Source organism: Dyadobacter sp. CECT 9275 (genome assembly GCF_907164905.1).
GTDB classification, from domain to species: domain Bacteria; phylum Bacteroidota; class Bacteroidia; order Cytophagales; family Spirosomataceae; genus Dyadobacter; species Dyadobacter helix.
Window position 1 is genome coordinate 645,530 of record NZ_CAJRAF010000004.1, and the last position, 25,223, is coordinate 670,752.

The 25,223-nt window shown below is 46.8% G+C and carries 22 protein-coding genes and 1 riboswitch; of the genes, 3 read left to right on the forward strand and 19 right to left on the reverse strand.

The window, feature by feature from the left end:
• Positions 1–3: 3 nt before the first annotated feature.
• Positions 4–1,518, forward strand: coding sequence for a sulfatase family protein (locus KOE27_RS28390; RefSeq protein ID WP_215242221.1), 1,515 nt, complete (start codon positions 4–6; stop codon positions 1,516–1,518).
• Positions 1,519–1,723: 205 nt separating this feature from the next.
• Here KOE27_RS28390 and KOE27_RS28395 read toward each other — a convergent pair whose 3' ends face one another.
• Together KOE27_RS28395 and metE are read right to left on the reverse strand one after the other, a co-directional pair.
• Positions 1,724–2,719: a methylenetetrahydrofolate reductase gene (locus tag KOE27_RS28395; RefSeq protein WP_215242222.1), complete on the reverse strand. Its 996-nt coding sequence runs from the start codon at positions 2,717–2,719 to the stop codon at positions 1,724–1,726.
• Positions 2,720–3,053: 334 nt separating this feature from the next.
• Positions 3,054–5,354 (reverse strand): 5-methyltetrahydropteroyltriglutamate--homocysteine S-methyltransferase, encoded by a 2,301-nt coding sequence (gene metE, locus KOE27_RS28400; RefSeq protein WP_215242223.1) that lies wholly within the window; start codon positions 5,352–5,354, stop codon positions 3,054–3,056.
• 146 nt (positions 5,355–5,500) lie between these two features.
• Positions 5,501–5,689: riboswitch (cobalamin riboswitch) on the reverse strand.
• 325 nt (positions 5,690–6,014) lie between these two features.
• Here metE and KOE27_RS28405 point away from each other — a divergent pair.
• Positions 6,015–7,100, forward strand: a complete 1,086-nt coding sequence (locus KOE27_RS28405) for an alpha/beta hydrolase (protein ID WP_215242224.1) — start codon at positions 6,015–6,017, stop codon at positions 7,098–7,100.
• A 144-nt stretch (positions 7,101–7,244) separates the two neighbouring features.
• Here the strand turns inward: KOE27_RS28405 and KOE27_RS28410 are convergent, their stop codons facing one another.
• The 16 genes from KOE27_RS28410 to KOE27_RS28485 form a co-directional block, all read right to left on the reverse strand.
• The gene (locus KOE27_RS28410; RefSeq protein WP_215242225.1) at positions 7,245–7,736 is read right to left on the reverse strand and encodes a hypothetical protein; all 492 of its coding nucleotides are present in this window, start codon (positions 7,734–7,736) and stop codon (positions 7,245–7,247) included.
• 15 nt (positions 7,737–7,751) lie between these two features.
• Positions 7,752–8,783, reverse strand: a complete 1,032-nt coding sequence (locus tag KOE27_RS28415) for a cytochrome-c peroxidase (RefSeq protein WP_215242226.1) — start codon at positions 8,781–8,783, stop codon at positions 7,752–7,754.
• 22 nt (positions 8,784–8,805) lie between these two features.
• On the reverse strand, positions 8,806–9,591 hold the full coding sequence (locus tag KOE27_RS28420) for an MbnP family protein (RefSeq protein ID WP_215242227.1): 786 nt from the start codon (positions 9,589–9,591) through the stop codon (positions 8,806–8,808).
• A gap of 253 nt (positions 9,592–9,844) precedes the next feature.
• A complete protein-coding gene (locus KOE27_RS28425; protein WP_215242228.1) occupies positions 9,845–10,222 on the reverse strand; it encodes a hypothetical protein in 378 nt (125 codons plus the stop codon).
• A 34-nt stretch (positions 10,223–10,256) separates the two neighbouring features.
• Positions 10,257–11,165 (reverse strand): hypothetical protein, encoded by a 909-nt coding sequence (locus KOE27_RS28430; protein WP_215242229.1) that lies wholly within the window; start codon positions 11,163–11,165, stop codon positions 10,257–10,259.
• A gap of 11 nt (positions 11,166–11,176) precedes the next feature.
• Positions 11,177–12,271 (reverse strand): cytochrome-c peroxidase, encoded by a 1,095-nt coding sequence (locus KOE27_RS28435; protein ID WP_215242230.1) that lies wholly within the window; start codon positions 12,269–12,271, stop codon positions 11,177–11,179.
• 20 nt (positions 12,272–12,291) lie between these two features.
• On the reverse strand, positions 12,292–13,116 hold the full coding sequence (locus KOE27_RS28440; protein WP_215242231.1) for an MbnP family protein: 825 nt from the start codon (positions 13,114–13,116) through the stop codon (positions 12,292–12,294).
• A gap of 111 nt (positions 13,117–13,227) precedes the next feature.
• Positions 13,228–13,629 (reverse strand): hypothetical protein, encoded by a 402-nt coding sequence (locus tag KOE27_RS28445; protein ID WP_215242232.1) that lies wholly within the window; start codon positions 13,627–13,629, stop codon positions 13,228–13,230.
• Positions 13,630–13,860: 231 nt separating this feature from the next.
• Positions 13,861–15,444, reverse strand: coding sequence for a Na+/H+ antiporter (locus tag KOE27_RS28450; RefSeq protein ID WP_215242233.1), 1,584 nt, complete (start codon positions 15,442–15,444; stop codon positions 13,861–13,863).
• Between the two features lie 194 nt (positions 15,445–15,638).
• On the reverse strand, positions 15,639–16,130 hold the full coding sequence (locus tag KOE27_RS28455) for a CHRD domain-containing protein (RefSeq protein WP_215242234.1): 492 nt from the start codon (positions 16,128–16,130) through the stop codon (positions 15,639–15,641).
• Positions 16,131–16,334: 204 nt separating this feature from the next.
• The gene (locus KOE27_RS28460) at positions 16,335–17,210 is read right to left on the reverse strand and encodes a lysophospholipid acyltransferase family protein (protein WP_215242235.1); all 876 of its coding nucleotides are present in this window, start codon (positions 17,208–17,210) and stop codon (positions 16,335–16,337) included.
• A 3-nt stretch (positions 17,211–17,213) separates the two neighbouring features.
• Entirely contained in the window at positions 17,214–18,251 is a 1,038-nt protein-coding gene (locus KOE27_RS28465; protein ID WP_215242236.1) for a hypothetical protein, read from the reverse strand.
• Positions 18,252–18,500: 249 nt separating this feature from the next.
• On the reverse strand, positions 18,501–20,312 hold the full coding sequence (locus KOE27_RS28470) for an STN and carboxypeptidase regulatory-like domain-containing protein (protein WP_215242237.1): 1,812 nt from the start codon (positions 20,310–20,312) through the stop codon (positions 18,501–18,503).
• 15 nt (positions 20,313–20,327) lie between these two features.
• Positions 20,328–21,320 carry a FecR family protein gene (locus tag KOE27_RS28475; protein WP_215242238.1) on the reverse strand — a complete coding sequence of 331 codons (993 nt, stop codon included), beginning with the start codon at positions 21,318–21,320 and terminating at the stop codon, positions 20,328–20,330.
• A gap of 11 nt (positions 21,321–21,331) precedes the next feature.
• Positions 21,332–21,907, reverse strand: a complete 576-nt coding sequence (locus KOE27_RS28480; RefSeq protein ID WP_215242239.1) for an RNA polymerase sigma-70 factor — start codon at positions 21,905–21,907, stop codon at positions 21,332–21,334.
• Positions 21,908–22,003: 96 nt separating this feature from the next.
• Positions 22,004–22,270, reverse strand: coding sequence for a hypothetical protein (locus tag KOE27_RS28485; RefSeq protein WP_215242240.1), 267 nt, complete (start codon positions 22,268–22,270; stop codon positions 22,004–22,006).
• A gap of 252 nt (positions 22,271–22,522) precedes the next feature.
• On the opposite strand from KOE27_RS28485, the gene KOE27_RS28490 reads away from it, so the two are divergent.
• A complete protein-coding gene (locus KOE27_RS28490; RefSeq protein WP_215242241.1) occupies positions 22,523–23,428 on the forward strand; it encodes a hydrogen peroxide-inducible genes activator in 906 nt (301 codons plus the stop codon).
• 26 nt (positions 23,429–23,454) lie between these two features.
• On the opposite strand, the gene KOE27_RS28495 is transcribed toward KOE27_RS28490, so the two are convergent.
• Positions 23,455–25,167, reverse strand: coding sequence for a DNA polymerase/3'-5' exonuclease PolX (locus tag KOE27_RS28495; protein ID WP_215242242.1), 1,713 nt, complete (start codon positions 25,165–25,167; stop codon positions 23,455–23,457).
• Between the last annotated feature and the right edge of the window lie 56 nt (positions 25,168–25,223).

Sequence of the window (25,223 nt, forward strand, 5' to 3'; positions counted from 1 at the left end):
ACTATGAAACAAATTCTCTGCCTCCTGCTCTTGTCATTCATTACCATAACTACGGTTGCTCAGAAAAAGCGCCTGCCTAATATTGTGTACATACTTGCCGATGACCTTGGGTATGGCGATGTGTCGATTTATAATCCCTCCGGAAAGATTTCCACACCCAACATCGACAGGCTTGCCTCACAAGGTATGCGCTTCACTGACGCGCACTCGCCTTCTTCCGTTTGCACCCCCACACGTTATTCCCTGATGACCGGCCGTTACCCCTGGCGAAGCCGCCTGCCGGTTGGTGTATTGCGCGGATACAGCCAAACCCTGATAGAAGAGGACCGTCAGACGGTTGCCTCACTCCTGAAAAGTCATGGCTATCAGACGGGCGTGATCGGAAAGTGGCATCTTGGGTTAGGCTGGGTTTCAAAACCAGCGTATCATCAGCTTGCCGCTGCCCCGGATTACGGAATCAAAACGGAGATGGATCCACAGCATATTGATTTTGCCAGAGAAACCACCACCGGGCCCAAAACCGCTGGCTTTGACTACTCCTATGTTTTACCCGCTTCCCTGGATATGCCCCCCTATTGTTATTTGGAAAACCAGAAACTAACAGAACCCTTGACCGCTTACACGGACGGAAACAAGCTCACATCGGGTTACACCGGGCCATTTTGGCGTGAAGGGAAAATGTCTCCTTCCTTTGATTTCCTTCAGGTACTGCCAACTTTTATTCAGAAAGCAACGGATTTCATCGGTTTACAATCAAAAGAAAAACCATTCTTCTTATACCTGCCGATGCCCGCTCCGCACACCCCATGGATGCCCACTGCTGATTACAAGGGAAAATCCGGAGCAGGAGAATATGGAGATTTTGTACAGCAGGTCGACGGAGCGGTGGGCCAGATTCTGAAAACCTTGCAGGAAAAAGGGTTTTCGGACAATACCCTCGTGATTTTCACGAGTGATAACGGGCCCTACTGGCGCCCGAATTTTGTTGAACAATTTGGGCATAAAGCCGCCGGTCCTTTCAGAGGAATGAAAGGTGATGCTTTTGAAGGTGGCCACCGGATACCATTTATTGTACGCTGGCCTGGCAAAGTGAAAGCCGGTACCATAAGTAATGCAACGACCACGCTGGCCAACCTGATGGCTACCTGCCAGCAATTGACGGGAGAAACCAGCCCCGTTTACAATACGGAAGACAGTTACAGTATACTGGACGTGTTACTGGGCAAATCCAAAGAGATTGCCACCCAACCCGCTGTTGTTCATAGCTCATCGATCGGTTTTTTTGCGATACGCAAAGGTGACTGGAAACTGATTGAAGGACTTGGTTCCGGAGGATTCACCGAACCCCGAAAAATCAATGAAACGGCAGGTCAGCCTGCGGGCCAGCTTTTTAATTTAGCAACCGATATTTCAGAAACAGAAGATTTGTACGCACGTTACCCAGACAAGGTGAAAGAACTTAAGCAACTGCTCACCGAAATCAAAAACAGTAAAACCAAGGTCACCGGCAAACAATAAGCCCTGATTTCTCCTGTAATTTTCCTGAATTTTGACTCAGGCAAAAAAACGCGCTTTGTAACTACTGCTTTACGCAGGATATATTTCATCTGAGTAGCCCGAACGGTTGCCCGTGACACACATTCACCGCGCCTGGGATGAAGGTTATTGTTGCATTTTCAAATCAAAATCTACCCACTTTATGATCCCCGGAATAATCCAGCTATCAGCTCACATAACTGCCGGTATCTGATAGCTCGTTCGCATCTTTGGCAATCGCTGACGCCTGCGATTGCCTTATCCCTTTGTCTTCCAGCATCCGGCCTATCGCACGCGTCATTTCAACCGACGCTTCTATCTCCGCCTTGCGGATAGCAACACTTTCTATATTAAATCCAAAGGGTATCGAGCGATCCATACAAAATGCTGTCAGCTCAGACGCAATCTCCAGGCATACACGCACCGATTTTTCCAGCATATCTTCAGCTGCTTCCAGATCTTGCTTTAACTGAGCCGGCACGTGAATACCCAGCCATTCCATGAAATGCAAAGTTTTTGCCGACCCGCAGGTGCTGATTGTGAATATGATGGTCGGAGGAGCGATCTGTCTCTTTTCACAGGTGGCGGCCAGGTCTGCTACCACCTGTTTGGCATATTCCAAATCAAAAACACATTGGGATATAAAATAAGATACCCCGCTGCTCATCTTGTCCAGTATCCTGATATCCTCGTCTTGTAGTACTTTGTGCCGTTCCGGGATGGTCACTGCACCAATGACGGATGTTTCCTGATGTCTTTCCCAGATCTGATAGGCTTCCGGAAGACTGGTTTTGACAGGAAAGTCAGGTGCCGGTACACCAACAAAAACAGGATAAAAGCTCTGCTCATGTAGCTGTTCCAGCCAGTCGGTGAGTTCCTCAGACGAAAATTTTCCAGCCGGACGGTAAATGATCTTCGGAATGCCTAGACCACCCAGATACTCCGACGCAAACGTCAGGGGATCCAGGGCATTGATAAATGGAAACGGCCTTTCCTCCGTGGTCCGCGCCGACTCGTCCTGAACATCATATACAATCAGCGCGTCAATATCCAATAAAGACAAGCGCTCGGTAGTTCTCTCTGCAATTTCCGCAACGCGTTCGGCGGCAGTAGCGGCCTTGGGCGGAGTGATACCATAAAGCAACACCCCCGATTCTCTTGATTTGATCTTTTGTATGAACATTTTTGTATTTAAAATCGGGCCTCAGGCCACCATTTTCATTTCTTAAAAGCTATCCGCACAACGGATCGGATCATCGTCTGCTCCTTCGTTTGCCTGTGCTTTTACTCCCTTGCATCCATCCCAGGGTTTGAAAAAAAGCACCGGGTAATTCTATGGTCTTTCCCCAATCCTTTTCCCGTAATCCCTGATGTTATCGGGCAGTACGTTCCCGTTTCCAGGGCAAAATTATTTCCTTTTTTATAATATCAATACCCGCAGTACATCATAAATAAAAACAGGCAAATTTCTTACCCCCAAGGACGGTCCAAATTGTCCGCCCTTGGGGGGTAGTTGATTACGCATTTACTGCAATCTGTTCACGAGCTTGCCGGGCAGCCGCCACCATATTTTCAAGGGCTGCTTTGGTTTCGGGCCATTTGCGCGTTTTCAAACCGCAGTCGGGATTCACCCACAGGTTTTCGGCCGGCAGCAGATCCGCCGCTCTTCCCAAGAGGGATGTCATTTCTTCCGTGCCCGGTACGCGCGGCGAGTGGATGTCATACACCCCCGGACCTATTTCGTTCGGATATTCAAAATGGGCAAATGCCTGCAGCAATTCCATTTGCGAACGGGACGTTTCAATCGTGATGACGTCGGCATCCATCGCAGCAATGTGCTCTATTATGTCATTAAACTCACTGTAACACATATGGGTATGTATCTGTGTGCGGTCCTGCACACCTCCTGCCGTAATCCTGAAAGCCTTTACGGCCCAATCCAAATAATGTGGACGCCTGGCCTTCCGTAAAGGTAACCCCTCCCGTATCGCCGCTTCATCGATCTGAATCATCCCGATGCCCGCCTGCTCCAGTGCGAGTACCTCGTCATGAACAGCAAATGCGATCTGATTCGTAGTCACTTCTCTGGGCTGGTCGTCGCGCACGAAGGACCACTGCAGGATCGTCACCGGGCCAGTCAGCATACCCTTCATGGGCCTGTCCGTCTGCGCGGCAGCAAAGGTACTCCATCGTACGGTCATATCCTTCGGACGGCTTATGTCGCCATAAATCACCGGCGGCTTTACACAACGACTACCATAACTCTGTACCCAGCCATTTTTGGTAAAAAGGAACCCTTCGAGCTGCTCTCCAAAATATTCCACCATATCGTTCCGTTCAAATTCTCCATGCACAAGAACATCCAGCCCAATCTCTTCCTGCCAGCGAATGGCATCAATGGTAGCCTGCTCGATGGATTTCTCATATTGCTCAACCGTCAGATCTCCTTTTTTGAATCTGGCACGCAGTTGGCGTATATCATCCGTTTGCGGGAATGAGCCAATCGTGGTGGTCGGGAAGGAAGGAAGGTGAAAGCGTTCACGCTGGATGCGCTGCCGGACGGGAAAAGCACTCGCACGGGTTGCATCCGCTTCCGTAAGGGCCGCCACACGGTCCTTTACGGCTTGCCTGTGTACCTTTTGTGAAGTACGCCTGCTTTCAATCGCTTTCCGGTTAGCCTCAAGTAACGTATTGTTTCCTTCTAAGATCTGCCTCAGCGCATCGACTTCCCCGAGTTTCTGCCTGGCAAATGCCATCCAGTTTTTGATTTCAGGGTCCAGAGCGGTTTCCAGGTCAAGATCAATCGGACTATGTAACAGTGAGCATGATGGTGCTACGATCACCCGCTTTGCTCCCAGCTTCTCCACCGCCCTATAGATCAGGCTTAATGATTTTTCGTAATCGTTCTTCCATACATTACGTCCGTCAACCACACCCAGCGACAATAAAAGCCCATCCGGAACCAACGCCAGGACTTCATCCAACTGCTCCGGCCCGCGTACCAGATCAATATGCAAAGCTTCAACAGGCAAGTTCACGGCCAAAGAAGTATTGTCCAGCAAAGCTTCAAAATAAGTAGCAACCATCAGTCTGACCCCGCCGACCTGTCCCGCAATAGCCCGATAGGCAGCTTCAAATGCTTCTTCTTCCTTTTTTGAAAGATCAAGTGCAAGGCAGGGCTCATCCAGCTGTATCCATTCCGCACCCAAAGCGCCCAGGCGGTTGAGGATTTCGATGTATACGGGAATCAGTTTTTCGAGAAGATCGATACGTTCAAAACCCTGTTCCTTTTCCTTACCAAGGAGCAGGTAACTTACCGGCCCCACCAGCACAGGCTTTGCCTTTTGGCCAAGCAGCCTTCGGGCGGTGGTATATTCAGCAAAGATATTTTCATTGTAAATACTGAATTCCTGCTGGGCTGTAAACTCCGGGACAATGTAATGATAGTTGGTATCCAGCCACTTGGTCATTTCCATGGCCGTGATATCCAGGCCGTTTCTCTGGTAGCCACGCGCCATCGCAAAGTAAAGATCCGTTTCCGCATGGTCACCGTCCTGTGCAAGCACCGGTGCGTAACGCTGAGGTATCACCCCCAGCAAAAGGCTTGTGTCCAGTACATGATCATAAAAACTGAAATCATTGCAGGGGATGATGTCAATACCTGCATTCAGCTGTGTCAGCCAGTTCTCTTCTTTGATCTTCTGTGCAACGCGATGTAATTCCGTCAGGGCCATCTTACCCGCCCAATATTGCTCACATGCTTTTTTTAGTTCTCTTTGTTCGCCTATCCGTGGATAGCCCAGGTTTTGTGTTAACATTTCGTCGGTTTATTTTGATAAAATAGTTTAAAAGTGCATTGCAGAATGTAACAATGCTTCGAGAAATGGCATACTGAGACAGCGACAACCGCCCCGGAGAGGCTGTCGAAAATATAATCAGGCTCGTGTTTTATTACGCGAAAACATTGTCTGTCCGGTAGCAGGCAGGTATCCTGACTTGTAACCTGGCGTCCGCCGTTCCTGGCCCGAAGACCATTGGACACATTGGGACGACAGTGAATAGGTTACTTACAGTTGCGCGACAGCTCGTGATTTGCACACGATTCCCCTTTTCATTCCGACTTTCATCGAAAACCTGTTCCGGTAATTATGGAAAAGAACGACTCCGTATTTTTAAAGTATATAAGATTAAATATCTGCACAAAAGTATATTATAGTAAATTAATATCTATAAAATATAATAATATTAGATTATTTTTAATTTAATTAACAATAAAATAGATAATAAATCTTTTAAGCAATAAATTTTAGGACACGAATAGATGAAAATTCTACCGGCCCGTATACACTAAAGTCCTCCACTCGGCTACATCAATCTAAAGCTGCATTTGCTCAATTAAAAAGGGTATTTCGTCAATCTGTTTTCCGGTAATACCTGGGTTCGGACTTACTTTGCTTACCAAAATCCAGGGAGAAACCATGATAACAATCCGCCGTGCATTATTTTTCGTTTTATTATTAGCCATGATCAGGGAAACCCGGGCTCAAAACAGTCCGGGTGCCCATCCTGCCAGAACGGGCAAATTGGTTACAGCAACGATAACCTCAAAAATCCTTCAGGAAAATCGTATCGGCATCAGCACCGATCGTAAAATCAAGATATACCTCCCTCCCGGCTACGAAAACTCGGGGCGGTATTATCCTGTGGTTTATTTTCTCCATAGTATCTTTTCTAACAATGACGTACTGATGGAAGATGGAAAGGTCACCACCCTCATTGACCGCGCCTGGATGCACGCAGTAATCGGTGAATTCATTTTTGTAGTACCCGATTACCGTACTGCCACCACCGGCAGCTTATATGACAATTCACCCGTGAGCGGCCGGTGGCTTGACTATACCACGGAGGAAGTGATACCTTATGTCGATCAAAAATTCAGGACCATGGCGCGAAAAGAGAACCGGGCTGTGGTCGGTGAATTCATGGGAGGAAGAGGTGCCCTGAAACTGGCCATGACACGCCCGGATATTTTTAGTGTGGTATATGCGCTCAACCCCGTTGCTACAGGGATGGGCAAAATACCATGGAGTTATACGCAGATCGACTGGAAGAAATTGCATACTTCCACCACCTATCCCGACAACAGCCTGGACGGTATTTCGCAAATTTTTCTGATGGTGAGCCAGACCTACCTGCCCAATTTAAATCGGCCGCCCTATTATTGCGACTTTTTTATGGAGCCGGACAATGGCAAATTCAAACCGAACGTGGTAAACATGATCAAAGCGCAACGTGGCTTTTCCATTGGTGAGACCATTTACGACTATGCTGATCAACTGAAATCCCTCAAGGGAGTCGCTTTAGACTGGGCACGGTTTGATCCGATCCACGCACACATCGATTCTAACCGCGAACTTTCCAGAAAGCTGGAAGATTTGGGAATTGCGCATGAAGCGGAAGAATACAGCGGCGCTCCATTTGAAAAAACCTGGCTCGACGACGGAAGGTTTTATTTGCGGGTATTGCCTTTTTTGGCCAGAAAAATGGATTTTGGTACCAGATAAGCAGGTTTTAGCCAAAGATAAAACAGTAGGCCGCGAAAAAAAAAGAGTATATACGTATGGCCTGATAGCACACATACGAAAAAGCACAGGAGCAGATACCGCCTGTGCTTTATGTACTATTAACAAGTTTACTTTAAATTACTTTTATTGTTTTATATATTTCTTTACAAAGTTTTCTGAAGCAGCCATAGAACGCCGCATCTGGCCACGCACCGCCTGGATACTGCTTTTCTGCTCCGCAAGATATTTTTCTCCCATACTTACATCGAGCTTTTCCAGTGTGTCTGCTTTATACTGATGCATCCAGTCCATCATGGATTTGTCAGCCGCTTCCAATTGTCCGACCAGTACCTGTGCCTGCAGCATTTGTGACTTGTACTGCGGATCTGCCTTTAGCGTTAACAGGCTGTCCATCATCTTTATATGGGATTTGAGCTGCTGTTGCAGGTCCATCATCTCGCCCATTCTGGGCATGATACTGTCGTGAATGGCCATCAACTCCTGTTCCTGAGGGTTCCGATGCCCCGCATGGCTGGTATCTTCATGGCTTTCGTGAGTGGAATGCTCTTCCTTATGTTCACTTTGGCACGCGATGAACAGCGTAATTAAAGTAAGTCCTATCAGATATTTTTTCATTCAATGATCATTTTGTTAAAAATTTGATGGCTTCTGATGCTCTGGATCCCGCACAAACTCCTGATCTGTAATGGTATACAGAAATGCAACAACCTGTTTCTTCTGCTCGCCGGTCAGTTCCATACCAGAGGCAGGGATCAGTTTATCGAGCGTTGCTGAATTCTTCACCCCTGTGGAATAATGTTCCAGCACATCTTCCAGTGTGGCAAACCGGCCGTCGTGCATGTAGGGGGCGGTAAAAGCAAGGTTACGCAGGGAAGGCGTTTTAAATTTACCCAAGTCGGAAACATCATAACTGATGCGGTAGCGTCCCAAGAAGAGCCCCTCGTGGGAGGTATCCGAAAAGTCCGCATCCAGTCCATTGTTATGATACCCCTGATCCGTAAACAGCTCTCCTGCATGACAGCCCTGGCATTTCTGGCGAACCAGTTCCAGCCCGCTGAGCTCGTCGGCAGTCAGGGATCCTCCTGGTTTATTCAAGCGGAAACGATCATATCTGGAGTCAGCAGAAATAAGGGAACGCTGAAATTGCGCCAATGCCTTCGCTACATTTTGTGAACTGACCGGGCCATCAAAAGCATTTTGAAAACCGGATACATAGGCCGGTACCGCGTTAAGCTCGTCCATGAGTTCATATAGGTCCTGCCCCATCTCGTCGTGCGCGGTCAGCGGACCAAAAACCTGGGATTCCAGGTTGGTGGCCCCTCCGTCCCAAAACAACCCGTTAGTTGCCCAAGCCAGATTAAAGAGGGCAGGTGTATGACGAAGCAGGGCACTACCAGAAACCCCGGCAGTACTCAACCGGGCCCCGTCAGTAAATGCCCGCTGCGGATCATGACAGGTTGCACAGGAAACTTTATTATTAGCCGATAACCTGACATCATAAAACAGCATCCTGCCGAGCGCGATACCTTCCCGACTCATCGGGTTACCGGTATCAAAGACTGGTTGCGGAAAATGAACCGGAGCCTCAAAAGTGTAAGGCTCTGGTTCAATTTCTGATTTGCTGCAGGAGCTCAGAAGTACCACCGCAGCCATTATTGTCATATTTTTGATATCAACCGGCATTTTATTTCACTTCCGTCCCGAACGCGATTGCTTTGGTTCCGTAATTGGTAGCTACGGCGGACATCAGAGGGGCCGTCATGGCGTTGATCGTCGGGTTTTGCATTACATCTACCCCGTCAAAGATCTTGCTAACATCCACATTCAGCACCACTCCCTTAGCACTTACAGAATTAACCGGTGCAGGAAGATCGATACTCAGCGTTTTGTAATTGGCATTCAGCCCGGTTTCAGTTGTAAACTTTTTGGTGTCGCTGCCTTGTTTCACAGTACCGCCCACTGAGCTGAAAATGTAGCTGGAATGCCACATCCAGGCAATGTTACTCATTCCGTTGCCGATCGAAAGCTCTCCCGACTGGAGGCTCAGGTTATCGTTATGCTGGGAATCCACCCCGATCGAAAATTTAACCGTTTTGTAATCACCGGCCGGAATATCCTTTAAAAGGACCGTTTCACGTTTTTTTGCAGGATATATCATTTTATCATTGATCACCCCGGAAAGGTCCAGATCTCCCACTTCTTCGATCAGATAATAGGAATCGGGCACCTTATACTCAGCCCCTTTGGCGTCCACCAGGATCACATTGCTGACCCAATAGCGAAGCTTTGTAAAGTTGTAGGTCTGGCTGCCGATGGTGAAATCCTTGTTGAGTGCAAAATCGGAAGCGCCAACCCGTGCGTCAAAGGTAAGCTCCATGTCTCCCGCAGCTGGTGTTACGGTATCTGCATCATCGTCAGAACAAGAAGTAAAAAGGGCCGCAGCCAATGCGAAAATGAAAATACGTTTCATATATTCTTTAATTTTAAAAGCAAAATTGATTGATACTGAATTTTTTATAAAAATTTTATCCGATTCAACTATGGCCTGTTACAGGAAAACTACCAACCCTAGATATAACAGATCGGTCATCAGAAAGCCGTTTACCGTAGCCTGGAAAACACGGCTCCCACCCATTGCCATGCGCATGACTATTCATCCCTGGGAGGCAGAGATAACCCGTATGACATGATCAGCAGCTGACAGGCTTTGAAGAAATGCAGCATTACCACCAGGGTGGTTGCAGGATATCGTTAATGGGGGATGTGTACACCCGAAGCAGATAAAAGAAACGCAGCAGGCAGGTAACCGTAAAAACCTGATTGGGAAAGGTAAACCCATGAGACGCTACGAAGAAGAGCTGTGCAATCGGCATGTTTTCTACACGCTCCGTGGTTTCCTTGTCCTTTTTGTTCTGCTGCTCTTTGAGTTTTTTAGCCAGATAACACTTGCCGTTACAGTTCAGTGTGGGCTTGTCGCGGTTTTCACAGAGTACTCTGGCTATGTAAGCCCGGTTGATGTTAAAATAAGCAACTGTTCCCCACGGACTCAGCGTGGGTAGCATTACGGCAAAAAGCAGTATGTATGCTAAAACAGATCGCATGAAATTGTGCTAAGGCGGATACTAAAATAACCGATCAGAATAAAAATCCAAGTTGTACCAACACTCTCTCCTTGGCAATGACATGCCCGGAAGAGCTTTTTTGGGCAAGCGGTTTCTGACCGTTCACACCCAGTGTCCAGCGATTAGAAAAAAAAGTAACCCCTGCTGTACCATTCAAAAGTCTCCCGCCTGTTATTTCCAGAATTTCGCCGTCTTTTTTGCCATGTTCTGCGTTTTCGGCATACACACCAACGCTGGGCGTAATGGATATAGCGCCGATCTTAAAGGAACGGTATAGGTCTATGGTACCAAACAATTGATCGCCAAACTTGTAATTTTGGGAATTGGTAGTATTAAACTTACGTGAGACATTGGTAGCCAGTCCCCATTGATTCAGATTCACCGTGTAAAAGGCGTTCAGGATAAAATCTGTGCTTCCGGTGCCCAACTGAAAATTGGCATTGGCAACTTCCAGGGTATTGTTTTCATCAAATTTAAACTTACCCGTGGGCAATTTGATTCCACCGCCTACCATCAGTGTGTGCGTAATAGCACCGGAACTCTCCTTGTCCATTAAAGTATTTAGAATATTATAGTTGGCCAGAACAGTGATATCGCCCAGTCCATTCTGTTTTTTTACATCAGCCGATGTAACCTGACGGTCAACGCGGTAAGGCACAAATGCCATAACCTGCACCCTTTTGATCGGGAAAAATCTGGCGTATACTTCACCCAGATTGAAATGTTCCTGGGTACGGAGTACTTTACTGTCTGGGTGGGTTACAAAGTTAAGCCTTTGGTAACGTACCCCGATCAGTGATTTGTTGGATTGTGGCAGCAGCCCGAAGTAAGAACCACTGTTTGCACAGCCGCAAATATCGCAGGCCATTGAAATATGGGCTGCGCAAATGAAAGAGAGTAATAATCTGTATTTAATTTTCATAGGAATTTCAATTAGAAAGCAGTTCCGATACCCGGATCCGACAGTTTAGCTTCGCGAATGAATTGTTCGTCCGACAGCGTTTTTAAGAAAGCAATAAGTGCCTGCTTTTCGGTTGCAGTTAAGGCTATACCTGTTTTTCCATTTTGCTGAATAAGCAACGGATCCAGCGTAGTGAGTTTTTGAACACTGTCGGTATAGTGATCCAGTACTTCTTCCAGCGAATGGTAGCGGCCATCATGCATATACGGGCCGGTCAAGCCTACGTTGCGAAGGCTTGGTACCTTAAATTTATAATGATCCGCCTCATTCCCCGTGATTGCCCCTCGTCCCAGGTCATTGTTCATCATGGGCGCCAGGCCATTGTTCCTGAAGCTATGGTCGGTGAACAGCACTCCGGCATGGCACGAGCTGCAATTTTTCTGGAATAACACCAACCCCTCCTTCTCCTGGGTGTTGAGTGCTGCGGCATCTCCCGCCCTGTAATAATCGTATTTTGAACCGGCCGAAACCATTGTCACCATAAACTGAGATAACGCTTTCATCATACGCTCGGAGTTGATTTCATCCGTTCCAAAAGCTGCTTTGAACATTTTGGGATAGTCCACCGGAATTTTTGATGCGGGATTGGGTGTTTTCCTCAGCTTGTCCAGCACATTGGTTACCTTCTCATCCATTTCAACAGGATTTTCAATCGGATTGAAAGGAAAAAGGTCCAGGTCGTGCACACCGCCATCCCAGAAAAAGGAATCACTCCATGCCATGTTCTGTACAGCCGGGGAATTACGTACCCCCAGCCGATCGTCCACACCATGGCTTAGCTCGTGACCGTGATGTGTAAAGGCAGCCTGTTGCTGGTGACAAGTACCGCACCCTACCTGGTTGGTTCGGGACAGTATGCCGTCATAGAAAAGAAACCTTCCTAGCTCCACACCCTCTTCCGTCAACGGGTTGCGAGAGAGGTCATATACCGGGTCGGGAAACCCAGCCGGCTTGGTCCAGGTGAGAGGCGTCGGTCCGGTTTTGACTGGCTCAGGCTCCTTCTCGTCATTCTTTTGACAACCCAAGGCTATGACCAGTAAAGTCAGAAATAAGACCGTTTTATTCATTTCAGTACAACAGGTAAGAATCAATGAATATGGTCCAGGGTGAACATATTGACATAATTGTTTGCAATCTGCTGCGATTTTTCCGGCTGCCCTCCCATGATGCTGTTATATTCAGCGATTTTGATGTTAGTACCCGGGCCATTAAACACTTTCAGCACATCCACTAAAAAATGGACTTCGGGTACTTCACTTGCAGTAACTCCTGCCTTCAGCGAGCCGAAGTTTACTTTCACGACTCTTGTGTTATTGACTGTTTTTTCGTTGTAGCCCCCAAAGAGCCCGATATGATAATAAAATTTACCGTTCACCGGATTTCCCTTTGGCGAGGTACCTTCCAGTTTCAGAAAAATGTATCCCGAGTTCCAGGCCCAATACATACCGTCGTCCGCCATGGATCCCGAAGGATCCAATACTCCTTGCCGTTTCTCAATCGGGGCGGTATTACGGGCGCTGTCCACACCTACCATAAATTCGGCAGCGGTGTAATCCCCCAGCGGAATATTATTTAATGTTACAAATTGTGAAGTTTTGGTATCCTCCTTGATGAGAAAGTAACTGGAATCCTGCGGAACTGTAAATACGGTACCATCAGCCTTGGTAAGTTTGATGTTGGATATGAAATAATTGAACTTCGTTACCACAAAGTCCTCGCCAGATGCATTCTGATAGGTTACCCCGTTCAATACCAGATTTTTATCTCCGACAACATTGTCAAACTCCAGACGAATCTGACCACCTTCCGCCGCTGGATCCGGCGATATTCCTGAATCGGAACAGGAATGCAATGAAAACAAAATGATTACTGCACAAGCTGCAGCAAAGCATTTATAAAAAATACTTTTCATAATTATAAATAGTATCAAAATCAGCACCTTTGGATGGTTGCCAACTCCGGATCAATGAAATATTGAAAAATTACCTGTGAAGACAGGATTTAAAATACGTTCAGTGTAAAACTAAACCAGCGGGGGATGAAAAACATTGTCGGACACAATGCGTCCCAGAAATACGGTTTTATAAGAAAAATCTGGGGTTAAATACACTTCGGCTGTCATGGCAGGAGCACTGAACGAGTAACTATCCGTGGCATCCATTACCTGATGGATCAGACTGGACATATAGTCCTGCTCGGCCTGCCGCTGTTGCTGCTTTTCCGCCTGAGCCAATTTTTTGGCCAGATAACATTTTCCGTTACACTGGAGCATTGGCTTGTTTCTGTTTACACAAAGCGTCTTGGCAATGTAATCTTTTCTGATTTCGTAGTCCAGGCATATCAATGGAATCACGCATGCTTTTACAAGCATTAGTGCAAGCAGGCCAAAACCAATCCATTGTTTACCGGAACTTCTCAACTTCATTACTGGAATTACACATCACGAGTTCATGTCACTGCAAAGATAATCACAGAAATCTACAAACTGCATAATAATTAAAAGATATGCTTTTAATTGCACGGAACCTGCCCTTTTTAGATATGTTGTAGAGTACCTACGGCACACCTCGTTCAAACGACATCTCCTTTCTTTAAAACTGATGTTCCAAACGGGACTTGTCTATGCCTAACGGTTATGTCTTTAACAAATTGATGATTAGATAACCTTAAGCCGCTCCTCCTCCAGATCGATCTGATACAACTGCTGACGGATCATATCTTCATCAATTTTCGGGTCCTTATTGAGTTCGGTAAGATACTGCCGCTGGATTTCGAGCAGTTCCACAAAAATCACCTTTGTTTTTTCATTCATCCAGCTGTCATCGGTGGCTTTGGTGCGCTCTTCCCATTGTTTCAGGAATTTCTCCATACCGGCATGGCCATTCAGCTCATTGTCATACTTGTTTTTAAGGAACTCATATATCTGTTTTTTAAGGCCCTGTTTCATTTTTCGCCTGGTCAGCTCTTCTGATTCCGCCTCCGGGGCACCTTCAAACAATCCGGTCCTTTTAATCAGATACGGTAGTGTAAGTCCTTGTACCACCAACGTAAGCAATATCACAATGAAAGTGATAAAAAGAATAAGGCTCCTTTGCGGGAAAGCCGTCCCATTATCCAGTGCAATGGGTATAGCCAGGGCCGCAGCCAGTGACACCACCCCGCGCATCCCCGTCCAGCCAAGCAAAAGAGGCATCAGCCAGCGCCTCCGGACCGACCGCGCGGGTGGGGTTACACTCGGCCGAAATATAATCGTAGCCAGAAGCGCCGCATAGGAACTAATGATCCGTGCACCGATCAGCACCACAGTGATCAGAATACCCGAACCAATGGCAGTATATAAGGGGATACCATTATCCCGCATCCCTTCCACAATTTCAGGAAGCTCAAGGCCGATCAGCAGGAATACCACTCCATTTAAAATGAATACAAAACTCCCCCAAACACTGAAGCTCTGAATACGACTGGTACTGTTCAAGAACAAAAGCCGCTTGGATGATAAAAACAAACCACCGCTCACCACTGCCAGTACACCAGAACAATGAAGCTGCTCCGCAAGCCAGTACATAAAATAGGGTTCAATGATGGTTAGTGCAATGTTGGATTGCGCATCCAGCGGAAGCCGCCTGTGTAATTGAACGAAAACCCAGGCCAGCAGGAGGCCCACTCCCACCCCACCTGTTACCATCCAGAGGAAACTCAGGGCCGCTTCCTGCCAGACAAACTGACCTGTGACAGCAGCAATCAGGGCAAAACGAAAAATGATCAGGGAAGAGGCGTCGTTCAGCAGGCTTTCGCCTTCCAGAATTGCCGCTGTGTTTTTAGGGATTTTCACAAATCTGGTGATAGCCCCGGTACTTACCGCATCGGGTGGAGATACAATCCCGCCCAGCAGGAAGCCAAGCGCCAGGGTAAAACCCGGGATAAAATAATAGGCTACCACCGCTACCGACGACGCGGTAAAAAACACAACCAGAAAAGCAAAACTGCCAATGATGCGCCACCACTTTTTCATTTCCTTGAAAGAGATACTCCACGATGCTTCAAAAAGAAGCGGCGGCAAAAAAATAAAAAAGATCAAATCGGGATCAATCCTTACCATAGGCAAGCCAGGAAGGAAACCCACCGTCAGGCCTGCTACAACAAGCAGAATGGGATAGGCAATGCGGAGTTTATTTGCCAGCGTATTGAGCAACACAATGGCAATGATCATTGCAAGCAGAAAGGGTAATTGTGTATGCATTAAAATTTGGAGATATGCTTCGGGCTTTTGTAATCGTACGAAAATAGTCTTTTTTACGAATTATTTAATACAGCATGGAGTTTTCGTAGCCACCTAACGGACGTTGAATCTGCTTTCACAAAAAAAGCGATTCCCGGAAGAATCGCTTTTTTTGAAAATCTGATTTAATAATAGTGCATATATAGGTATGCTTTCTACTCGGCGGCTGTGAGCTTTCCTCTGACTTCCCCGTTCGGGTATTTGGCCGTTCCGATATTCAGATAGTAATTACCTGCCTTCAGATCAGTGACCTGATCGGCTGTAAGCGTGTCTGTGAAAGCAAATGGGGATGTGAAGGTAGTGCCCAGATTGATCACCGACGTACCTAGGCTGTCGGCCGATGCTTTATAAATGTGCCAGGCCGTTGGAACAAACGGCATAAGTGAATCACTTGCAGTGGTATCCGACATGGCGGAGTCGCTATACATGACGTTTAACTTTAAAATCCGTGTTTCCTGATCAAGCGTACCTTCTACTTCTCCTGTTGCAGTTGAAGGGTTCGCGGGAATCGCAGTTGTACCTGCCAGTGTGGATGTAACTTTAAGCTCCGGTAAGACGGGCGTCGGAGTTTCTGTTTCATCGTCATCGTCTTTACATCCCATTGCTGCCACTAACAAGAACACACCCATGAACGCTAATTTTCTCATAATCCGTTAAGTTTTAGTAAGTAATGTGGTAAATTTCAATTACCGCATCTTGCCAAAAGAATGGTACCTCTATCACTAAAAAGAATAAATTATTCTGAAAATCAGTACTTTACAAAATTCCCTCATTTTTCAAGGTGGGGCGACAAGTATCCTTTTTGCCCATAAATGCTACAATTTCACCCCAAACTTGTAACCCACAATAACTTACGTATACTTCCATCGGTTATGTGACCAAAGCCAGTATTCTGGCTTTCTTCGGATGGTCTGTTCCAGAAGTACATAATACTTATACATGATGCTTTCCGGTGATTCTGTTTTACCATTTACAGAAATTAAATCAAAACGGTACCGGTATTTGTTTTTTCCAATTTTGACTACATCCATATACACCACCGCGCAATTCAGCTTTCGTGCAATAAGCTCAGGACCAGCCTGCACATGTGTCTTCTGATTCAGAAATGACACCTCCGCCCTGCCCGGCACTACGGGCCGCTGGTCTGCGATGGTAACAAAAACCGAAGGATCGCCCCCATGCATCAGTACCTTTCTGAGCCAGTCGTTTTTGGGTATCAGCCGCGCTCCGTGTTTTCCCCTTATATTCAGTAGTTTAGAATTTAAGAAACGGTTAGACAACGGGGCATAGGCAGCGTACACATCACAGGAAACAAGCATGGGAAGCGTACGGAGATATTCCCAGTTCCCATAATGGGACGCCATCAGCACGATACTGTTTCCTGACTGGATTAAATTTTTCAGCAAAGAAATATTTTCAAACTGAACAACGTTTGTAAGCTCATTCCTTTTAAGGTGCGTGATCAGGAAAGTCTCTGATACCAGGTCTGCGACATGCTTGAGGTATCTTTTCTGAATACCTCTCCTTTCGGTTTCGGGCATTTCAGGAAAGCTGCCTGCCAGATTTTTCCTGATGACTTCCCGACGATAGGGCCAGAGGTAAAGCAGTAGCAGGGCAATAAGACCCGACAGCGTCCTGTAAAATGCGAATATCAGTGACAATCGGATATTGGGTATACGGAACGAATAAACTCCCGGGGCCGACTTCCAGATGATTGGTCTGGTCATGGATCAGAGTAAAATCTGAATACCGGCATTCACTCCGAAATACAATCCCTGCAGGTCGCCATTATTTTTGTTGCGGCTCCATACATACCTCTTTATGAGGTTCGTGGTCTCATTCTGGCCGTAATCAATGTAGTTAAAAGTTGGTCCGGCATAAACCTCCAGTTTCTTACCAAATTTGTATCCAGGTAAAACCCTGATCGAACTCTTGAAATAATCGGTACCCTTAAAATCACTAAGGGTCTGGCTCACCATTTCGAGGTTCAGCCGGACATCACTGGCCAGCCGGACGTGCGCCCCAAAGCCTGCCTCTGCACCATAGAGAGATTTGCCGGTATTTTTCAAATTATAACCCACACCAATCACCCCGTACATAACCCTACCTCCCGAACGGAAAGAAGCCATCGTGGTCATGGTCTCGTCAATACTGAGCGCAACACTCTTTTCACCTGTTTTGATAATGTTGACCAGCCCGATGGGATAATCGCTGCTGTCGGCAACGTTGATAAATCCTGCCAGTTGCACTCCTTTTACCCGCTTTGCGATATTGATGAAGCCGGAAATCTGGGTGTTCACTTCATGGGCGCAGTTCAGAAATCCCGAAAGCTGTACCCCTCTTACCTCTCCTCTTGCCACACTGCAAAAACCAGAAACCTGCCCCGACGCATCGCCTCTCGCCATGTTGGCAAAACCTGCTACCTGAAAAGCACTGGAACGTATTTTTGCTACATTGGCAAAACCTGCGATCTGAACGCCTTTCGCCGAATCCTGAACCACGTTTCCAAAACCCGCTATCAATACCCCGGAGCTTGATTTTGTCACATTCCCGAAACCGGCAATTGCCGTTCCGGTTTCAGCTTTCGAGTATCCTGCAACGGCATGGACAGAAAATGCGTTGGTATACTCCCCGGCCTGAAGACCATTGGTACTTAAAGGGTAAATAAGGCCTGCGTGAACTGCTCTTTTCTTTTCCTGCTGTGCCGATAAATTCAGCGATATAAATAAAAACAAAAAGGCCAGCAATGTATTCGGGTAATTTCTCATGGTATCTGTATCTTAAATTGATCCTAAAATAAACTACATACCGCAGCTTCATTTCAGGATTGCAGGCCTTCAATCCGTCGTGCTCCGGTGTGCTCATTACTGACACCCTTGAATCCTATTACCCTAAATTCTTTGGATATATTTTTAAAACGACGACACAAACCTAAACGCAAGTACCTGAAAATAAACACAATAAAAATCCGTAAACTGACTGCAGATTGTATTATGCATAGAAAGAAACAATTGTGATTACCTGCCGTATCTCCAGCTCATCCCACCCTGCCAGCCAAACCAGGCCGCAGTATTCCGGTTCATTTTGATATGGGCATAAGATTCCAGCGGGAAAGATTTGTAGCCGCTGACAGCCTCCGTTTGTTCGGAGTAAAAATGGGTAAATGACGGCCCGCCGAAGACCGAGAAACGTTTGTTGAGCCGGACCGAAAGCGCGGTCTGCAGACGTAACAGGACGGGAGAATTTTCCCACTGTCCCAGGTATACGTTTTGGCTTGATATTTCGGTTTGCAAAAGCAGGCCTTTGCTCAACCCGAACTCTTTCCCGACTCCCATTCCAAAGGTATATACCTTATTAGATCCATAACCAACTCCGGCAATCAGCATGGTATACAGGTTCCGGTTGCCTGTTTTCCAGGCAATGTTCCAAGGGGCGATCTCATTGCTGTAGACGGCTATGTTGGAGATACCCTGCCTGACAATATTGATGAAACCAAGACTTACGCCTGAGGAGCTATCGGCAACATTGATTACCCCCAACTGAAAACCTTTTAACCGCCGGGCATAATTGATGACGCCGAGTTGCATGCCGGCACTTTTATGTTTTGCAAAATTGCCCACGCAAGCAAGCTGTACACCTGCTATCTCTTCCCGGGCAACATTCACTCCACCGGATACCTGCACGCCATGAAATTTACCCGCCGTATAATTGAATACGCCGGATGCCTGAAAACCCGTCCCGCCATTGCGCGCCAGATTCAGTGCCCCCGCCACCTGAGCGCCTTTGATACGCCCATCCGCCTTATTCACAACGCCTGCGGCCTGTACGCCATAAAGGGTTTGGTTAAGAATATTACTGAATCCCGCCGCTTGTAAGCCCTTCAGTGAGTCGAGTACCTGATTATGGAAACCGGCCGCCTGGAGACCGTCGGCATTTCCACCGGCCACATTAAAAAGGCCGGCAGCCTGAAAATACTTCACATCTCGCCTGGCAATGTTAAATACACCGGCAACCTCAACGCCATTCACTCCCCCGGTATATCCACCTATCAGATTGAGAGATACCTTATTTTCGACTTGCGAACTCATTTTACCATGGGTACCAAGTCCGGGAGTTAAAGAGGCCTGGTAAGGAAGTGACACAAAAAACCGTCCGATGTTACGGCTCTGCAGACGCAGACGTGAAGAAACGAGCAACCGCCCGAGCCATGTTCTTCCGGCATCCGAAAACCTTACCAAAACTGTGTCCAGCTCAATTGCCCGCGGCCTGATCCGGATCTGTACTTCACTGCCAGAATGTATGGTGAGCGTAGTATCTCCATAACCCACTTTGCTGACGGTTATGGAAAAAGGAAACATTCCGTCTTTCACCCGCAACCGAAAATACCCTGCCTCATCTGTAAGGGCTGAAACGAGCTGTGTTTTGGAATACACGCTGGCATAGTCGGCCGGAGAACCGGTTTCTTCATCGAGCACACTGCCGCTTACCAATACCAATTTCTCCCTAACGGCCTTTTGCAAAATGACATAATTACCAGTTTCTTTATACTGATAGGTACCTTTGAGCAACTGATCCAGGATGTCCTTTACCGGCATGGAACGGTAGGATACCGTAACGATGCTGTCGCCCGGGATGATGTTACTATTGTAGGAAAAATAAAAGCCACCCTGCGTACCGATCGTTTTGAGTACCTCGGCCACGGGCTGCCGGTTTACACTCAAGGATATCCTTTTACCAAGAAAATGCTGCGCATAACTGCCCGTAGCTGCCCCAATGAGAGCAGCTAACGTAAAAAACCAGATTTTGGCAGAAGTAAATCTAAAAGTCATGCGGCAAGTTAACCACTATTTCAAAATGATCTGCTCACCTTTGTGTTGAATAGTTATATCAAAAGTCCCGCTGATCACTGTTAATATTTCGGCCAGAGGCTGCTGATCAAATGTAGTATTGATCGGGAAATTACGGATAGATTCATTGCCAATACGAATGTCTGCTGCATAAACTTCATTCAATTTTTGAACCAGTTTCCACAGTGGGGTGTCATCGCAAACCAGCCTTCCGGTGCGGTAATAGGTATAAAACGCATCATCATTCCGCCCGGTGCTCAGCCCCGGTTTGTCCTTGGAAGCCGTTACACGCTCTTTGGGCCTGACCTGCACCTTTTCACTTTTTTTGGCTACCTCCACCAGCCCGGTTTCCACAATTACCTCCGTTTTGACTTCGCTGCTTTTAACGTTAAAAGAAGTACCCACCACAGTGATAGTGACGTCATTCACGGTGATCACAAAAGGTTTGCTTTTGTCGGGGGTTACATTAAAAAACGCTTCCCCGTTCAGGACGATCTGCCTGGTTTTCAAACCTTTGAAATGATCCGGATAGGAAATTGAAGATCTTTTATTGAGCGTTACCACCGAGCCATCCGGTAGGGTATCTGTCACGCTTTCCGCTCCCGAGTAGACCGTAAGCTGCTGATAATCTTTTTGATCCTGGATATATACCAGCCAGCCTGCGCCCGCGAGGAACAGAAGAATCGCTGCAATTCTCAATATGCTCCGCCACAGCTTGGTTACCGGCACCGTTTCCCTCTCGTCGGACAGTGGCTCCATGGTATCCACCCGCTCTCTGAACCGTCTCCACGCAGCCTCCTCGTCTACCGTCTGGTGTACTGTTACCTTTCCGCTTTGCTCCCAGATCAACTGAAAGTGGGTCAGGTACCTGTAGTTTTCGGGTTCCTTATTCACCCAGGTATTTATCTGTTCCTTCTCAGTCTCCGACGCTTCTCCCAGTATGCGTTTTACCAGCAGATCATCTATTGTTTTATTTGGTTCCGTATGCATGATCCTTAGTATTAGCTCATTAAAAATAAAATTAAAGACACTGGCAGAAAATCCACCAGTTTCAGACGGAGCAGCCTCAATGCTTTGCCCATCTGGTTTTCAACCATCTTAACCGGTAACTGCAGACGGTCGGCTATCTCCTGGTACTTTAGTTCCTCAAAACGGCTCAGCTGAAAAATGGTCCTGCATTTTTCAGGTAACTCTTTCAAAGCCATCTCCAGGCGTTCCTGCAATTCTCTATGCGCCAGATGTTCCGCAGTACTGTTAGCGGTTTCTATGTGGTATAATGCATGCGCCTGATAGGCGTCCCGTACCTTGAGGTGTTTGAGGTAATTAAGACTCTCATGGTATACCGACCTGTACAGATATCCGCTCACCGATTCCCGGATCTCAATCTGATCCGTTTTTTCCCAAAGCCGGCAGAAAACATTCTGGACCATTTCTTCTGCCACGATCTCGTCTCGGAGGATGGTGCACGCATAAGCATGCAGACCTTTAAAGTAAGTTTTAAATACCTGTTCAAAATCTCTTTCCCTCTCCTTGTTAAGAATGAGCTTTTCAGTATCTGTTGCGTCTGCTGCAATCATTTTCACAAAATAAAATGCCCGGCGTTGGTTTATCATTTACATGACAACCCGCCGGGCATTCACCCTAAATTTCCTGCTGATTTTTTTTAATCTGGCTTAATTGGGCTTTTTACCAGCCTTCACGGTATCTTTATGCTCCTTATAGCGCTTGTCCGGCGTGCCATCCTTTTTCAGTTTCTTGTTCTCTGCATATCTCTTATCTGGTGTACCATCTTTTTTCAATTTTGTTCCGGCCGGTGCCTGGGTTTTTTCTGTCTTGGTCTGCTTTTTGGCCGGAGCCGTTGCGGGTTGTGCATTTTGCGCAAAAACCGACCCGGAAACAGCCAGTAACCAGGCCAATACAAGTGTTTTCAGATTTTTCATTTTTGAAAATGGTTTTAAATTGAAGTGCTAAAATCTTACGCTATATTACGTATTTCCCTAAACATTCACATGACTGCGCCAGTATATAGTACTCAATTACAGCATATTTAATATTATTTTAATACCAAAAAAAATTACACCGGGTTTCTGATGCGATCTCCCCACCCGAAACTAATTTATAATCCAAACCAATAGTTTTTATATTTGTATAAAAATAATTTATACACAGGAAGTACCTATTGAAAAGGTTTCATGAACATCCAACAGCTAGAATATATTGTTGCAGTAGATAATCACCGGCATTTTGTTCAGGCAGCAGAACATTGCAATGTAACTCAGCCCACGCTTTCCATGATGATCCGCAAACTTGAAGAAGAGCTTGGGATCAAAATTTTTGACAGGACCAAACAGCCCATCGTACCCACCGGCATCGGTCGTCAGATCATTGACCAGGCCAAAACGATCCTGCGTGAGTCTGGCAGACTGAATGAAATTGCCAGGCATTTCAATGGCGACCTGTCTGGCGAGCTGAGAATCGGGATTATTCCCACCATCGCGCCTTACCTTTTACCCCATTTTGTTCAGCCCTTCATCAGAAATTATCCTGACATCAGGCTCCATGTATCGGAGATGATTACCGAACGTATCATCAGCGAACTGAAGCTGGGAAATCTGGATGCAGGTATAGTAGCTTCGGTTTCGGAGGATAATGCCTTGCAGGAGATTCCTTTATACAAGGAGCGGTTTTATGCCTATGTTTCCAAAGATACCGGGCTTTTCAACAAACAATATATCCTGCCAACGGATATAGAACCCAATGAACTGTGGCTGCTGGAAGAAGGCCACTGTTTCCGTACCCAAATCCAGAAACTTTGTGAACTGAGCAGGAACAGTGAATTCGGCAGCAGTTTTCAGTACCGGTCTGGAAGTATAGAAACACTGATGCGCATGGTTGATAAAAACGGAGGGATAACCATACTCCCGGAACTCGCCGTGATGGAGCTTTCCGAAGACCGCAAAACATTTATCAGGAGTTTCCGTTTTCCTGAACCCACCCGGGAAATATGCCTGGCCGTCAACCGTGAGCAGATCAAAACCCGGCTGATCGACGCACTCAAAACCGGTATTCTGGAATTTGTACCCAAAGCAGATTCCTAACCGGCAGCATCAGCTTTTGAATGCGCTCACCGGCCCAGCCGTTTCCCGAGGTATGCTTCTATTTCCTGCAGAGAAAAAGCATTAAAAGTCATTTCTTTGGTAAGCCCGCCTTTGCGGGAAACGGCCACACCATAATGCATATCATAATATCCTTCCTTGGCATGTGCGTCGGGATTGATGCTCAGGAGAACGCCTTTCTCCATGCAGTAGGCAATCCACCGCCAGTCCAGGTCGAGCCGCCAGGGAGAGGCATTGACTTCAACCACAACATGATTTGCAGCACAGGCATCTATAATCACTTTATGGTCAATAGGATAACCCTCCCGAGACAGCAGCAGACGGCCCGTTGGGTGTCCAAGGATGGTGGTATATGGGTTTTCAATTGCTTTCAACAAACGGGCGGTAGCCTTATCAAGCGACATAGAGAGATTACTGTGAACCGACGCCACGATGTAGTCAAACGAGGCGAGGATCTCCGAAGGATAATCCAGAGAGCCATCTCCTAGAATATCGGATTCTATTCCTTTTAATATTTTAAAAGGCTTAGCTGGATTTTCCGCAGCAAACCGGGCATTAAGCTTCGCAATTTCTTCATGCTGACGAAGTACCTCTTCTATTTTCAAACCCTGGGCATAGGTTGCCGTTTGGGAATGATCTGCAATACCCAGGTACTCAAAACCCAGTTCCTGGCAGAAAAGCGCCATTTGTTCCAGCGTATGCTGTCCGTCCGAATAGGTGCTATGGTTATGTAAAATCCCCTTCAGGTCGTCCCAGGTAATGAGGTCGGCGTTGGTATGTGTCTCGGCCCAAAGAAACTCCCCGGCCCCTTCACGCATTTCGGGAACGATGTAGGGTAGCCCAGCCTTTTCATAAATAGCCTCCTCGTTTTCGAAAGTATCATGATATACCTGCCTCCAGATAGAGGTACCTGCGGCAGTGGGATGCCCCAGGTGCAGATCCGCTGCACTTTCCAGAAACAGTTCGTTCACCAGCCTTTCAGGCTTTACGGCCAGAATTTCAATTTCAACGGCCACATCCTGCACATTTCCCCTCCAGACAAAAGGAGAAGACTTTTTGATATCCTGAATCAGGAATTCGATGCCTGTAAGTATATTTTGAAGCAATCCGGGAGATTCCGTTTCCACCAGAATTTTAACAGATTCCACAATTTCCGCCTTCCTACGTATATCCCCGGCTACCAGCACAACCGGAAAATGTTTCTGTAATGCTTTAACGATCACATCCGCCACGGCCTCAGCCTTATCCATCCTGAGCTTACCTGCCTGATTCTTAAGGAAAGCGAGCGATTCCAGTATCTTCTGTTGTGTACTTCCTCCAAAGCCTTTTACGCTGGCAACCGTTCCGTTCAGACAGGCCAGTTCCAGTTCGTGGAGGTTATCAATCCCCAGATCCCGCCACAGGACGGCTATTTTTTTAGGACCAATACCTTTAATATTGAACATTTCCATTACCCCCAGCGGCGTGTTGCCCAGCAGCTCTTCGAGTTCGGGAAAAGTACCGGTTTGGGCAATCTGGATAATTTTGGCAGCAGTACTTTTCCCTACCCCCTGCAGCTTCGTAAGTTCGTCCAGGGTCATATGCTGGAGCTCTCCGTCCTTATACTTATCCAGGTAAAATGCCGCAACACCGTAACCTTTGATCTTAAAAGGGTCCGCGCCATGGAGTTCCAGTAATTTGGCTGTTAGTTCCAGTACTTCGACGATCTCGGAATTGCTCATAGGGGAAACAGATTAAATAATGTTCTGCGAATTACGAATATCAAAACGTAAACCGC

Coding starts and splice junctions, on each gene's coding strand:
- KOE27_RS28390 (WP_215242221.1), top strand. CDS start 4: ATGAAACAAATTCTCTGCCTCCTGCTCTTGTCATTCATTACCATAACT.
- KOE27_RS28395 (WP_215242222.1), bottom strand. CDS start 2,719: ATGTTCATACAAAAGATCAAATCAAGAGAATCGGGGGTGTTGCTTTAT.
- metE (WP_215242223.1), bottom strand. CDS start 5,354: ATGTTAACACAAAACCTGGGCTATCCACGGATAGGCGAACAAAGAGAA.
- KOE27_RS28405 (WP_215242224.1), top strand. CDS start 6,015: ATGATAACAATCCGCCGTGCATTATTTTTCGTTTTATTATTAGCCATG.
- KOE27_RS28410 (WP_215242225.1), bottom strand. CDS start 7,736: ATGAAAAAATATCTGATAGGACTTACTTTAATTACGCTGTTCATCGCG.
- KOE27_RS28415 (WP_215242226.1), bottom strand. CDS start 8,783: ATGACAATAATGGCTGCGGTGGTACTTCTGAGCTCCTGCAGCAAATCA.
- KOE27_RS28420 (WP_215242227.1), bottom strand. CDS start 9,591: ATGAAACGTATTTTCATTTTCGCATTGGCTGCGGCCCTTTTTACTTCT.
- KOE27_RS28425 (WP_215242228.1), bottom strand. CDS start 10,222: ATGCGATCTGTTTTAGCATACATACTGCTTTTTGCCGTAATGCTACCC.
- KOE27_RS28430 (WP_215242229.1), bottom strand. CDS start 11,165: ATGAAAATTAAATACAGATTATTACTCTCTTTCATTTGCGCAGCCCAT.
- KOE27_RS28435 (WP_215242230.1), bottom strand. CDS start 12,271: ATGAATAAAACGGTCTTATTTCTGACTTTACTGGTCATAGCCTTGGGT.
- KOE27_RS28440 (WP_215242231.1), bottom strand. CDS start 13,116: ATGAAAAGTATTTTTTATAAATGCTTTGCTGCAGCTTGTGCAGTAATC.
- KOE27_RS28445 (WP_215242232.1), bottom strand. CDS start 13,629: ATGAAGTTGAGAAGTTCCGGTAAACAATGGATTGGTTTTGGCCTGCTT.
- KOE27_RS28450 (WP_215242233.1), bottom strand. CDS start 15,444: ATGCATACACAATTACCCTTTCTGCTTGCAATGATCATTGCCATTGTG.
- KOE27_RS28455 (WP_215242234.1), bottom strand. CDS start 16,130: ATGAGAAAATTAGCGTTCATGGGTGTGTTCTTGTTAGTGGCAGCAATG.
- KOE27_RS28460 (WP_215242235.1), bottom strand. CDS start 17,210: ATGACCAGACCAATCATCTGGAAGTCGGCCCCGGGAGTTTATTCGTTC.
- KOE27_RS28465 (WP_215242236.1), bottom strand. CDS start 18,251: ATGAGAAATTACCCGAATACATTGCTGGCCTTTTTGTTTTTATTTATA.
- KOE27_RS28470 (WP_215242237.1), bottom strand. CDS start 20,312: ATGACTTTTAGATTTACTTCTGCCAAAATCTGGTTTTTTACGTTAGCT.
- KOE27_RS28475 (WP_215242238.1), bottom strand. CDS start 21,320: ATGCATACGGAACCAAATAAAACAATAGATGATCTGCTGGTAAAACGC.
- KOE27_RS28480 (WP_215242239.1), bottom strand. CDS start 21,907: ATGATTGCAGCAGACGCAACAGATACTGAAAAGCTCATTCTTAACAAG.
- KOE27_RS28485 (WP_215242240.1), bottom strand. CDS start 22,270: ATGAAAAATCTGAAAACACTTGTATTGGCCTGGTTACTGGCTGTTTCC.
- KOE27_RS28490 (WP_215242241.1), top strand. CDS start 22,523: ATGAACATCCAACAGCTAGAATATATTGTTGCAGTAGATAATCACCGG.
- KOE27_RS28495 (WP_215242242.1), bottom strand. CDS start 25,167: ATGAGCAATTCCGAGATCGTCGAAGTACTGGAACTAACAGCCAAATTA.